The sequence below is a fragment of the Pseudomonas sp. H1_G08 genome (assembly GCF_054681355.1).
Window position 1 is genome coordinate 5,068,841 of record NZ_CP162822.1, and the last position, 12,301, is coordinate 5,081,141.

General features: G+C 61.1%; 10 protein-coding genes and 1 pseudogene. 4 read left to right on the top strand and 7 right to left on the bottom strand.

Annotated elements, in window-relative coordinates; genetic code table 11:
• Positions 1–100: 100 nt before the first annotated feature.
• Entirely contained in the window at positions 101–1,093 is a 993-nt protein-coding gene (locus tag AB4N85_RS23010) for a D-cysteine desulfhydrase (RefSeq protein WP_460066036.1), read from the bottom strand.
• A 190-nt stretch (positions 1,094–1,283) separates the two neighbouring features.
• On the opposite strand from AB4N85_RS23010, the gene epsC reads away from it, so the two are divergent.
• Both epsC and betT read left to right on the top strand, forming a co-directional pair.
• On the top strand, positions 1,284–2,210 hold the full coding sequence (epsC, locus tag AB4N85_RS23015) for a serine O-acetyltransferase EpsC (protein ID WP_024011175.1): 927 nt from the start codon (positions 1,284–1,286) through the stop codon (positions 2,208–2,210).
• 473 nt (positions 2,211–2,683) lie between these two features.
• Positions 2,684–4,645, top strand: a complete 1,962-nt coding sequence (betT, locus tag AB4N85_RS23020; RefSeq protein WP_167333564.1) for a choline transporter BetT — start codon at positions 2,684–2,686, stop codon at positions 4,643–4,645.
• 24 nt (positions 4,646–4,669) lie between these two features.
• Here the strand turns inward: betT and AB4N85_RS23025 are convergent.
• Positions 4,670–4,930 (bottom strand): annotated as a pseudogene (locus AB4N85_RS23025) (hypothetical protein).
• Positions 4,931–5,091: 161 nt separating this feature from the next.
• On the opposite strand from AB4N85_RS23025, the gene AB4N85_RS23030 reads away from it, so the two are divergent.
• Both AB4N85_RS23030 and mgrA read left to right on the top strand, forming a co-directional pair.
• Entirely contained in the window at positions 5,092–5,274 is a 183-nt protein-coding gene (locus AB4N85_RS23030) for a hypothetical protein (protein ID WP_252869576.1), read from the top strand.
• A gap of 193 nt (positions 5,275–5,467) precedes the next feature.
• Positions 5,468–6,505, top strand: a complete 1,038-nt coding sequence (gene mgrA, locus AB4N85_RS23035) for an L-glyceraldehyde 3-phosphate reductase (protein ID WP_076565051.1) — start codon at positions 5,468–5,470, stop codon at positions 6,503–6,505.
• Between the two features lie 198 nt (positions 6,506–6,703).
• On the opposite strand, the gene tauD is transcribed toward mgrA, so the two are convergent.
• The 5 genes from tauD to gshA all read right to left on the bottom strand — a co-directional run bounded on the left by tauD (position 6,704) and on the right by gshA (position 12,228).
• Positions 6,704–7,546 (bottom strand): taurine dioxygenase, encoded by an 843-nt coding sequence (tauD, locus tag AB4N85_RS23040; protein WP_252868607.1) that lies wholly within the window; start codon positions 7,544–7,546, stop codon positions 6,704–6,706.
• A 138-nt stretch (positions 7,547–7,684) separates the two neighbouring features.
• The gene (gene tauC / locus AB4N85_RS23045) at positions 7,685–8,518 is read right to left on the bottom strand and encodes a taurine ABC transporter permease TauC (RefSeq protein ID WP_252868608.1); all 834 of its coding nucleotides are present in this window, start codon (positions 8,516–8,518) and stop codon (positions 7,685–7,687) included.
• Positions 8,515–9,309, bottom strand: a complete 795-nt coding sequence (tauB, locus tag AB4N85_RS23050; RefSeq protein WP_041477476.1) for a taurine ABC transporter ATP-binding subunit — start codon at positions 9,307–9,309, stop codon at positions 8,515–8,517. Before tauB ends, tauC begins: the two co-directional genes overlap by 4 nt.
• 15 nt (positions 9,310–9,324) lie before the next feature.
• Positions 9,325–10,302: a taurine ABC transporter substrate-binding protein gene (tauA, locus tag AB4N85_RS23055; RefSeq protein ID WP_024011179.1), complete on the bottom strand. Its 978-nt coding sequence runs from the start codon at positions 10,300–10,302 to the stop codon at positions 9,325–9,327.
• Positions 10,303–10,644: 342 nt separating this feature from the next.
• Positions 10,645–12,228 (bottom strand): glutamate--cysteine ligase, encoded by a 1,584-nt coding sequence (gene gshA, locus AB4N85_RS23060; RefSeq protein ID WP_041477477.1) that lies wholly within the window; start codon positions 12,226–12,228, stop codon positions 10,645–10,647.
• Positions 12,229–12,301: the final 73 nt, after the last annotated feature.

Below are 12,301 nucleotides of genomic sequence, written 5' to 3' on the forward strand. Positions count from 1 at the left end.
TAGACTTGAAAATACTTAATATCAATTTTGATATTCACTTTCTGCATAAGATCATTCCCACGCTCTGCGTGGGGAACAATCACCATCTCTTGATCTGCTCTTACAGAAAATCCTTGTAGGCAAACAACGCTGGCGCGCCCCCGGTGTGCAGGAAGATGACCGGGCCGTCATCGAATCGCTGCCGGCCAATCCCGTCTAACAGGCCGGCCATGGCCTTGCCGGTGTACACCGGGTCAAGCAACAGACCTTCCTGAGCCGCCAACAGTTTCACCGCCGCCAAAGTCCCGGCATTCGGTTCGCCATAACGTGGGCCGAAATATTCGTCCCACAGCTCGACCTTGAAGCTGGCCGGCAACTCGACGCCCAGCAGCTCAGCGGTGCATTCGGCCAAACCCTGAACCTTCGGGCGCTGATCTTCTTCACTGCGCGAAACGGTCACGCCGATCACCGGCAGTTGCGGCAGCACCTCACTCAGCGCCAGTCCGAGACCACTGTGAGTACCGGCACTGCCTGAAGCCAGCACCACAGCGGCGAAATCGAGGCCGCTGTCCTTGATCTGCTCGGCCAGTTCCAGCCCGGCGCGCACATAACCCAGAGCACCAAGGGCGTTGGAGCCGCCGATCGGCACCAGATACGGCTTCTTGCCGTTGCTGCGCAGGCGCACGGCGAGGGCGGCCAGTTGTTCGTCGGCATTGTCGAGGTTGTCGACCAGCTCGACTTTGGTGTCGAAAAGATCCAGCAGTAAGCGGTTGCCGTTGCCGGTGTAATTTTCGTCATCAGTGCCCAGCGGGTTTTCCAGCAGCGCCACACAACCGAGGCCGAGTTTCGCGGCCAGCGCGGCGGTCTGGCGCACGTGGTTCGATTGCAGCGCACCGGCCGTGATCAGCGTGTCAGCACCTTGCGCGAGCGCGTCGGCGGCCAGGTATTCGAGTTTGCGCAGCTTGTTGCCGCCCATCGCCAGCGGCGTCAGGTCATCGCGCTTGACGTACACCTCGCGACCAAGCCAGGTGGACAGGCGTTCGAGTTTTTCCAGCGGAGTAGGGTGGCTCAGCAGTTCGAGACGGGGGAAGCGTTGCAGCTGTTGTTTGATCATGAGTCCGTACTGGCGCAGAAGAATGAAAGGACTATAGGCACGCGATTTTGCCCGGGCAACCGCCAATCGCTTATAGCCAAATGGACTGAGGCCAGCACTATCGGTTCTTAATTCGTCGGCAAAGGCATGCCGTAAAGTAGGCGCCGATGACGCGGCCAGACAGTCCGGCCGCCCGTGAGGAGTCTTTACCGTGAGCGAGCGTTCCAGCCATTGGCAATTGCAGACCATCGTCAGCCAGCTGCGCAGCGCGCGGGATCAGTGGCGCGCACAGAATGGCCGGGCTTCAGGGGAGCAGGGCGGCCGCGAATTGCCATCGCGAGCGGCGATGGCGGAAATCCTCGAGGCGCTGTGTGGCGCGCTGTTCCCGATGCGTCTGGGGCCGGTCGATCTGCGTGAAGAAAGTGAAGACTTCTACGTCGGCCACACGCTTGATGTAGCGCTCAATGCATTGCTGGCGCAGACGCGCCTGGAGCTGCGTTACGTTGCCCGCCACAGCGCGCAGGACGACAGTGAAGTCGAGACCCGCGCCATTCAGATCGTGCAGGATTTCGCCTTGGCCTTGCCGGGCCTGCGCACGCTGCTCGACACCGATGTGCTGGCGGCTTATCACGGCGACCCGGCGGCACGCAGCGTTGACGAAGTGCTGCTGTGCTATCCGGGCATTCTTGCGGTGATTCACCATCGCCTGGCGCACCATTTATACCGTGCCGGGCTGCCGCTGCTGGCGCGGATCAGCGCGGAAATCGCGCACTCGGCGACGGGCATCGATATCCACCCGGGCGCGCAGATCGGCCGCAGTTTCTTTATCGATCACGGCACAGGCGTAGTGATTGGCGAAACCGCGATCATTGGCGAACGGGTGCGCATTTATCAGGCGGTGACTTTGGGTGCCAAGCGCTTTCCGGCGGATGAGGACGGCCAATTGCAGAAGGGCCATCCGCGTCACCCGATCGTTGAGGATGACGTAGTGATTTACGCCGGGGCGACGATTCTCGGACGGATCACCATCGGCAAGGGCTCGACCATTGGCGGCAACGTCTGGCTGACGCGCAGTGTGCCGGCGGGGGCGAATCTGACGCAGGCAAATCTGCAGCATGATGACGGGACGCAGAAGTAGGCCGTGGAATCCTTTTCCCCTCACCCCAGCCCTCTCCCGGAGGGAGAGGGGGCCGACCGAGGTGTTTTGCGTCATACATCGACCTGAAATACCGGGTCGATTATGGATTCGGCACGGTTTCCTCAGGTTGGCGCACATTCTGAACATCCCCCAATCAGTCCCCTCTCCCTCTGGGAGAGGGTTAGGGTGAGGGGCTTTTGATTCTTGCTTGGCGCAGTGAACGAATCTCACAAAACCCGCGTCATAAACCTCCTCGGGCGCTGTAGGAAACCTACCGCCCAGCCCTGCGATTAGTCCTTACCGCCCCATTCATGTTTAACTTGAACGTTCATTCAAGTTAAACCGGTGGTTCGCTGCCCGCTCACAACAGGAGGCTTGCCTTTGCTGAGTCCGATCATTTCAGCCACGTTTCAACCCTTCGAGGTGCACCTTTCATGAGTGCATCGTCTACCCCCGCCAGCGGTCTGGTGCGCATGAATCCGCCGGTGTTCTACTTCGCCGCGACGGTCATTCTGCTGTTTGGTCTTGTCGTCATCGCCATCCCCGAGCAGGCCGGCGCCTGGTTGCTGGAAGCGCAAAACTGGGCGGCCAACACGGTCGGCTGGTACTACATGCTCGCGATGACCCTGTATCTGGTCTTCGTGGTGGTCACCGCCTTATCCGGCTACGGCAAGATAAAACTCGGTGCCGACCACGACGAACCCGAATTCAGTTACCTGTCCTGGGCCGGCATGCTGTTCGCCGCCGGGATCAGCATCACGCTGTTTTTCTTCTGCGTCTCCGAACCGCTGACCCACATGCTCCAGCCACCGCAAGGCGACGCGGGCACGGCGGATGCGGCACGCCAGGCGATGCAGATCCTGTTCCTGCATTGGGGCCTGCATGGCTGGGGCGTGTTTGCCTTCGTCGGCATGGCGCTGGCCTATTTCGCCTATCGGCACAATCTGCCGCTGGCCCTGCGTTCGGCGCTGTATCCGCTGATCGGCAAACGCATCAACGGCCCGATCGGCTATGCGGTGGACGGCTTCGGCATCATCGCCACGGTGTTCGGTCTTGGTGCCGACATGGGCTTCGGCGTGCTGCATCTGAACTCCGGGCTGGACTACCTGTTCGGCATCGCCCACACGCAGTGGATTCAGGTCGGCCTGATCACGCTGATGATGGGTGCGGCGATCATTGTGGCCGTCTCCGGCGTCGACAAAGGCGTGCGGGTGATGTCGGACATCAACATGCTGCTGGCCTGCGGGCTGCTGCTGTTCGTATTGTTTGCCGGGCCGACACAGCACCTGCTCAACACCCTGATCCAGAACGTCGGCGATTACCTCGGCGCGCTGCCGATGAAGAGTTTCGACCTCTACGCCTACGACAAACCGAGCGACTGGCTGGGCGGCTGGACCGTGTTCTACTGGGCCTGGTGGATCGCATGGTCGCCGTTCGTGGGCCTGTTCATCGCGCGGATTTCCCGGGGCCGCACCATCCGTGAATTCGTCTTCGGCGTGCTGTTGATTCCGCTCGGTTTCACCTTGGCGTGGATGTCGATCTTCGGCAACAGCGCCCTGGATCAAGTGCTCAATCACGGCATGAGTGCGCTGGGCATGTCGGCCATCGACAATCCGTCGATGAGCATTTATCTGCTGCTGGAAACCTATCCGTGGAGCAAGACTGTCATCGCCGTGACGGTGTTCATCAGCTTCGTGTTCTTCGTGACCTCGGCGGATTCCGGCACCGTGGTGCTCTCCACCCTGTCGGCGAAAGGCGGCAACCCGGATGAAGACGGGCCGAAATGGCTGCGGGTGTTCTGGGGTGCGATGACCGCGCTGATCACCAGCGCACTGCTGTTTTCCGGCAGCATCGATGCGTTGAAGTCGGCGGTGGTGCTGACCTCATTGCCGTTCTCGTTGATTCTGCTGCTGATGATGTGGGGCCTGCACAAGGCGTTCTATCTGGAGTCGCAGAAGCAGATCGCGCAGTTGCATTCGCTGGCGCCGGTCTCCGGTTCGCGGCGTGGCACCGGTGGCTGGCGTCAGCGCCTGAGTCAGGCCGTGCACTTCCCGTCCCGCGACGAGGTGTACCGCTTCATGGAAAGCACCGTCCGCCCGGCGATCGAAGAAGTGACCGCCGTGTTCGTCGAAAAAGGCCTGCACGTGGTTACCCAGCCGGATCCGGCGCATGACAACGTCAGCCTGGAAATCGGTCATGGCGAGCAGCATCCGTTCATCTATCAGGTGCAGATGCGCGGCTACTTCACGCCATCGTTCGCGCGCGGCGGCATGGGTTCCAAGCAACTCAACAATCGCCGCTACTACCGCGCCGAAGTGCACTTGAGCGAGGGCAGTCAGGACTACGATCTGGTCGGCTACACCAAAGAGCAGATCATCAACGACATCCTCGACCAGTACGAACGGCACATGCAGTTCCTGCATCTGGTGCGTTGACCGACGGCTGCGCGCCGGGTCTGCTCAGGACTCGGCGCTCAGCAGCATGAACAGCACCATTGCTGCTGCCGGCATGCCGAATACCGCGCTGCCAAGCGCTATTTCCGTACCCAGCGGCCGCCCGCATGAACTACGCCGACTGCGCCATTGATCAGGGTCATCGCAAGCCATAGCGCTGCGAAGCGGTAGGCCATGGTCTGGCGGCTGAAGCCAATGGGGGTCGCCGATGTAAAGCATCAGTGCGAGCAGGACCAGGCCGGAGAAAGTGATGATGGTGATGTGCATGGCAGTTTTCGCCTGGTGAATGGGTGTTGCCTGATTGGCCGCCTTCGCGAGCAGGCTCGCTCCCACAATGGATCTCGGCTGGACATGAATTTCATGTTCACAGGAGAACTCTGTGGGAGCGAGCCTGCTCGCGAAGGGGCCAACTCGGTGTCACTTTGAGCATGGCCAATCCAGCGAGGCTGAAGCGCAGGAAAAAATGTGAAACGTTTCAGCAATTGGTCGAACCGGAGGTCGGCGTCGCGCCGCTTGGGCGTATGCTGGACGGGTTGTTCAGAACTGAATATGAAGGCCGCACGCTGCGGCAGAACCTGGGGCTGGTTCGACCTGCAAATCGCTTTGCATGATTGATGGGGCTTTTGTGGCGAGGGGATTCATCCCCGTTCGGCTGCGAAGCAGTCGTAAAACCAGCGCATTCGGTACACCAGATTCACCGAGGTTTCAGGTTTTGGGGCGGCTTCGCCACCCATCGGGGATAAATCCCCTCGCCACAAAGGTGTCCGGTTTCTGATGACTAAAAGACAGACAAGAGAGGATTCGATGACTTACACCGCTGCCGAAAACCGCTACGACTCCATTCCTTACCGCCGCGTCGGTCGCAGCGGTCTGGTGCTGCCGGCCTTGTCGTTGGGCCTGTGGCACAACTTTGGCGACAGCACGCCGATCGAGACCCAGCGTGCCTTGCTGCGCACCGCGTTCGATCTGGGCATCAATCATTTCGATCTGGCCAACAACTACGGCCCGCCATACGGCAGCGCCGAGATCAATTTCGGTCGCCTGCTGCGCGAAGACTTCAAGCAGTATCGCGACGAGCTGATCATCTCCAGCAAGGCCGGTTGGGACATGTGGCCCGGCCCGTATGGTCAGGGCGGCGGTTCGCGCAAATACGTGCTGGCCAGCCTCGACCAGAGCCTGCAACGCCTCGGTCTGGACTATGTGGACATCTTCTATTCGCACCGCTTCGACCCGGACACCCCGCTGGAAGAAACCGCCAGCGCCCTCGCCACCGCTGTGCAGCAGGGCAAGGCGCTGTACATCGGTATCTCGTCCTATTCCGGGGTGAAAACCCGCGAGATGGCCGCGCTGCTGAAAGAATGGAAAGTGCCGCTGCTGATTCATCAGCCGGCGTACAACCTGCTCAATCGCTGGGTGGAAAAGGATCTGCTCGACACCACCGATGAACTCGGCACGGGCGTCATCGCGTTCACGCCGCTGGCGCAGGGCTTGCTCACCGACAAATACCTCAACGGCGTGCCGGCCGATGCGCGAGTCAATCGCCCGGGCGGCGGCTCGCTGCAGGCTTCGCACTTGTCCGAGGCCAACATCGCTCACGTGCGAGCGTTGAACGAGATCGCCCAGCGTCGCGGCCAGAGCCTGGCGCAACTGGCACTGGCGTGGACCCTGCGTGATCCACGAGTGACCTCGGCACTGATCGGCGCGAGCCGGCCGGAGCAGATCATCGAGAACGTCGGGGCGCTGAAGAATCTGCATTTCAGTGCTGAAGAGCTGGCGGAGATTGACCGGTTTGCCCAGGAGGGCGGGATCAATCTTTGGGAGAAGCCTTCGACGGCGGAGTGAGCCACCCTCACCCCAGCCCTCTCCCAGAGGGAGAGGGAGCCGACCGAGGTGTCTTGCGTCTTACATCGACCTGAAATACCGAGTCGATTATGGATTCAGCAAAGTACGTTCAGGTCGGCGTACTTCTACAGCATCCCCAATCAGTCCCCTCTCCCTCCGGGAGGGGTTAGGGTGAGGGGCTTTTGCCTTTAAAAGGGCTCAGCGAAAAAACGGCACATCCCCCAACACCGTCGCCCGCTGCATCACCCGCCGCGCCGGGCGGTAATCATCCACCGCGTAATGCTGCGTCACGCGGTTGTCCCAGAAGGCGATGTCGTCCTTCTGCCAGCGCCAGCGAATGGTGAATTCCGGCCGTGTCGCGTGGGCGAACAGAAACTTCAGAATCGCCTCGCTCTCGGTTTCCGACAATTCGTTGATCTTTGAGGTAAATCCTTCATTGACGAATAGCGAGCGCCGCCCGCTCACTGGGTGGGTGCGAATCACCGGGTGCGACAGCGGCGGATTCTTGCGCCGCGCTTCTTCCCACTGCGCCAGCGCCTCAGGCGTGTTGCCGTAGCGCTCGAGCGGAAACGATCGGGTGAAATCGTGGGTCGCTGTCAGCCCTTCGAGCAGGGTTTTCATCGGCACCGACAGCGCTTCATATGCCGCGATTCCGCTGGCCCACAACGTGTCGCCACCGAACTCCGGCAGCAACTTGGCGCTGAGCACTGCGCCCATCGCGGGCGTTGGCAGGAAGGTCACGTCGGTGTGCCAGATCGCGTTATCGCGCACGTCGGTGACGGCGGTGTCGAGGATCAGCACTTCCGGTTGTTCCGGCACGTTCGGGTAGATCGGGTGAATGTGCAGGTCGCCGAAATAATGCGCGAAGCGTGCCTGCTGTGCCGGCTCGATCGGCTGGTTGCGGAAGAACAACACCTGATATTTGAGCAACGCCTGTTCGATGGCGTCGCGGTGTTCCAGGCTCAGCGGCTGGCTGATGTCGACGCCACTGATCTGCGCGCCGAGGGCCGAGCTTAACGGGGTGATGTTGAGGGTGCTCATGGTCTTTCTCTTCAATTCGGTGAAACCACCCTTTGTAGGAGCTGCCGAAGGCTGCGATCTTTTGATCTTGTTTTGGTCAAAACCAAAGTCAAAGATCGCAGCCTTCGGCAGCTCCTACAGGTGTGATTCAAAAATGCTTCAGTGCGCCTGGCCGTGCCATGGCACCAGTCTGCGCTGCAATGCGCGCAGGCCCATTTCCATGGCGAAGGCGATCAGGGCGATGACCAGAATTCCCAGCACCACGACATCGGTGACCAGGAATTGCGCGGCCGACTGCACCATGAAACCCAAGCCGCTGGTGGCAGCAATCAGTTCGGCCGCAACCAGGGTCGACCAGCCAACCCCCAGGCCAATGCGCACGCCGGTGAGAATGTCCGGCAGAGCGCTGGGCAGAATCACATGGCGAATCAACTGCACGCGCGTTGCGCCCAACGACTGCGCCGCGCGCAGTTTTGCTGGATCAACCGTGCGCACACCCGTCGCGGTGGCAATCGCAATCGGCGCAAAAATCGCCAAGTAGATCAGCAGCACTTTCGACAACTCGCCAATGCCGCACCAGATCACGATCAGCGGCAGATACGCCAGCGGCGGGATCGGGCGGTAGAACTCGATCAGTGGATCGAGCACACCGCGAGCGATGCGGTTGGCGCCAATGGCAATGCCCACCGGCACGGCGGTCAGAATGGCAAAAACCAGACCAAGGCCGATGCGGCTCAGGCTCGCGCCCAGGTGCTGCCATAACGTCGAATCCATGTACCCCGAGGTCGCCAGCAACCAGCCCTTTTGCAGCACGGCAGAGGGTGGCGGCAGGAACAGCGGTTCGATCAGGCCGGTCGCGGTCACCGCCCACCAGATCGCCAGCAGGCCGAACAGGGTCAGCAGGCTGATCCAGCGAGTGCTGAGGCACCGGCGCACCGGGATGCTCACCGAAGGTGTTTTCACCGCCGCAGCGGAAACGTCGTAACTGCTCATGCGCGCTCCTGCCGGGGTACGGCGCTGCGTTGCGAGAAGACTTTGCTCAGCACGTGCTCGCGGGTTTCGATAAAACGCGGATCGGACTTGATCGCGCGGGCCGACTCGCCAGCGGCATAACGCTGACCAAAATCCAATTGCAGGCGCTCGACGATCTGCCCCGGATTCGGTGCCAGCAGAATCAGGTCCGTGGCGAGGAACACCGCTTCTTCAATGTCGTGGGTAATCAGGAAAACCGGTTTGGCAGTGCGCTGCCAGACTTGCAGCAACAGCTCCTGCATCTGCTCGCGAGTGAACGCATCAAGCGCACCGAACGGCTCATCCATCAGCAGCACGCGCGGATCGGCGGCGAGGGCGCGGGCGAGGCCGACGCGTTGTTTCTGGCCACCGGACAATTGCCAGATGCGCCGGTCTTCGAAGCCGGCAAGATCGACCAGCGCGAGCATTTCACGGGCGATTTTTTCCCGCTTGTCCTTGCCGACACCGGCCAGTTCGAGGCCGAAGGCGACGTTGGCCAGTACGTCCTGCCAAGGCAATAAAGCGTCGTCCTGAAACACCACGCCACGTTCGGCGCTCGGGCCTTTGACCGGCACGCCGTCAAGGGTGATGCGCCCGGCACTCGGCTCGACGAAGCCGGCAATCAGGTTCAACAGCGAAGTCTTGCCACTGCCGGACGGGCCGAGGGCGACCAGCAATTGCTGCGGCCCCAGGGTCAGAGAAATATCCGCCAGCACCGGCTCCGGGCTGCCCGGGTACTGTGCGCTGATGCGCTCCAGCTGTAGCAAGGCCATCGCTGTATCTCCCGATCAGTTGGTGATGTATTTGGCGCTGACGTAAGGCGCGTAGTCCGGCAGCACGGCTTCGACCTTGCCTTGCTCCTTGAGGAACGCGGCGGTGTCGGTGATGGCTTTGGTGGTCGGCGCGCCGAGGTCACTGACCTGATCTGCCGCCAGCGGGTAGACGTTGCCCTGCAACAGCAATGGAATGTCGCTGGCCTTGGCGCCGGAGAGTTTGACCAGTTTGTCGACGTTGCTCTGGTTGGCCAGCCAGGCCTGCGGATCCTTGCGGTAAGCGGCGTAGGCGTCGAGGGTGACCTTGGCGAACGCGGTGACGATTTCCGGGTGCTTTTCGGCGAAGTCTTTGCGCACGATCCACGCGTCGAAGGTCGGCGCGCCGAACTTGGCCAGTTCGCCGGAAGTGATCAGCACTTTGCCGTTCTCCTTGGCGACGCCCAGTGCCGGATCCCACACGTAAGTGGCGTCGATGTCGCCGCGTTTCCATGCGGCGATGATGGCTGGCGGCGCGAGGTTGAGCACGGTGACTTTCGACGGGTCGATGTTCCAATGCTTCAGCGCGGCGAGCAGGCTGTAGTGCCCGGTGGACACAAACGGCACGGCGATTTTCTTGCCGATCAGATCCTGCGGAGTCTTGATGCCGGAACCGTCGCGCGCGACCAGTGCTTCAGCGGCGCCGATCTGCGTGGCAATCAGGAAGGTTTCGACCGGCACTTTGCGCGTGATCGCGGCGGTCAACGGGCTCGAACCGAGATAGCCGATCTGCACATCGCCGGACGCGATGGCGGCTATGATGTCGGCACCGTTATCGAATTTGCGCCAGCTGATATCGGCCTTGGTGGCTTTCTCGTAGGCGCCGTCGGCCTGAGCGACCTTGGCCGGGTCGACGGTAGTCTGGTAGGCGACGGTGAGATCGGCCGCCTGGGCCAGGAAGCTTGCAGCGGCCAGCGAGGCGGCGGCGAGCAGGCGAAGCGGGAAATTCAGTTTCAATTGAGAGCTCCAGATCAGGCGACCGAATGTCGGCATGAGTGGAGACTAAATGATCTAAGAATCGCGAAATAAATAACTTTTTCGAATGAGCTTATGAGCGGAAAAATCTAAGGATAGGAGAGGGTGTGGGGATTTCGGATGATTCGTTCGACGTCAGAACTTTGCCCCCTCACCCCAGCCCTCTCCCCCAAGGGGGCGAGGGGGAAAGGGAGCTGATCTTCATGCTTTTCAAGGCCTGAGTTCGGCCCGGTATTTCAGGTCGGTGTAGCTCGCAAGAACAACGCGGTCAGTCCCCTCTCCCTTTTGGGAGAGGGTTAGGGAGAGGGTTAGGGTGAGGGGCTTTTAATTGCTGATGGCGAGGATGCTCGCCTGATACGCGCCAACAAACACATCGAAATCGCCAACCTCGTTCTGTTCAAGCTCGGTCTGCTGCGCCAGCGATGCGCGCGCCAGTTCTTCAAACTTCGCTTGCTCGTCAGCCGCCAAAGGCTCGCTGCGGAAGAACTCGGCGTGGGTCTGGCTCTGGCGCAGGGAGAACTGCGCAAAGCTTTCCTTGTGCTCAGCCATGGCCGCCAGCACCTGCGCCGATGGGGTCAGGGACGGGTCGTTGACCTTGGCCAGTTGCGCATCCAGCGCCTTGCTGTGGGCATCGCCGCCGACGCTCTGGTCGAGCATCGCCGCCAGCGGAGCAATCTGTTCCAGCAGTTCGGCCGCCCATTGCTTCATCTCGACCGGTTGACCGTCACGCTGCAATTGCAGGCCCGGACGGCGACCTTCCTTGACCACGCTGAGGAAGTTCGAGGTGGCGTTGCCGCACGAAGTGTTGGTCAGCAGCGGGCTGTCGTTCAGCGCGCAGTACAGCAGGAAGGCGTCGATGAAGCGCGATTCGGTGAGGTCGATGCCCATCGGCAGAAACGGGTTGATGTCCAGGCAGCGCACTTCGACGTACTGGATGCCGCGCGCCATCAGCGCCTGGATCGGCCGCTCGCCGGTGTAGGTCACGCGTTTCGGGCGGATGTTGGAGTAGTACTCGTTTTCGATCTGCAGGATGTTGGTGTTGAGCTGCACCCACTCGCCATCCTTGTGCGTGCCGACTTCCACGTATGGCGCGTAGGGCGTGGCCACGGCTTCGCGCAGGCTGTCGGTGTAGCTCGCCAGGTCGTTGTAGCACGGTGTCAGGCCGGCCTGGGCATTGCTCTGATAACCGAGATCGCTCATGCGCAGGCTGGTGGCGTACGGCAGATACAGCGTGTCCGGATCGAGCTGCTCGAGCTGATGCGAACGCCCGCGCAGGAAGCCGGCGTCCAGCGCCGGCGAGGCACCGAACAGGTACATCAGCAGCCAGCTGTAGCGACGGAAGTTGCGAATCAACGCGATGTAGGAAACCGATTGGAAATCGCGGTCGGTGCCGACGAAACCTTCGGCCTCGCGCAGCAATGGCCAGAGCTGTTCCGGCAGGGAAAAGTTGTAGTGAATCCCGGCGATGCATTGCATGGTCTTGCCGTAACGCAGGGCCAGGCCCTTGCGATAAACGTACTTGAGCTGACCGATGTTGGAGGTGCCGTAATAGGCGATCGGAATATCTTCCTCGGCCGGCAACGGGCACGGCATCGATGGACTCCACAGGTACTCGTTGCCGAGTTTGCTGTAGGCAAAACGATGAATCTTGTCCAGGCTCGCCAGCGTGTCGGCAGGATCCGGCAGGGCAGGCGTAATGAATTCCAGCAGCGACTCGGAGTAGTCGGTGGTGATCTGTTCGTTGGTCAGCGCGGAACCCAGGGCTTCGGGGTGCGGCGTTTGCGCCAGGCGACCTTCACTGGTCACGCGCAGGCATTCACGTTCGATACCGTGCAGGCACTGCTTGAGCAGAGAGAGGTTAGCGCGCTCGCCGAGCAGAGCCAGGCGGCGGTTGAGAAGTTCGCTCAATTTGGATTCCTTCACGCGTCAGTCGCCCCAATATGGGGGTGGGCAAGACGGTCTACAAGGGTGAAGTTGAAAC

Excerpts from the sequence above, each read along its gene's own strand:
- betT (WP_167333564.1), top strand. The coding sequence starts at position 2,684 with ATGAATCCGCCGGTGTTCTACTTCGCCGCGACGGTCATTCTGCTGTTT.
- tauC (WP_252868608.1), bottom strand. The coding sequence starts at position 8,518 with ATGAGCAGTTACGACGTTTCCGCTGCGGCGGTGAAAACACCTTCGGTG.
- tauB (WP_041477476.1), bottom strand. The coding sequence starts at position 9,309 with ATGGCCTTGCTACAGCTGGAGCGCATCAGCGCACAGTACCCGGGCAGC.
- tauD (WP_252868607.1), bottom strand. The coding sequence starts at position 7,546 with ATGAGCACCCTCAACATCACCCCGTTAAGCTCGGCCCTCGGCGCGCAG.
- AB4N85_RS23010 (WP_460066036.1), bottom strand. The coding sequence starts at position 1,093 with ATGATCAAACAACAGCTGCAACGCTTCCCCCGTCTCGAACTGCTGAGC.
- mgrA (WP_076565051.1), top strand. The coding sequence starts at position 5,468 with ATGACTTACACCGCTGCCGAAAACCGCTACGACTCCATTCCTTACCGC.
- AB4N85_RS23030 (WP_252869576.1), top strand. The coding sequence starts at position 5,092 with ATGGCCAATCCAGCGAGGCTGAAGCGCAGGAAAAAATGTGAAACGTTT.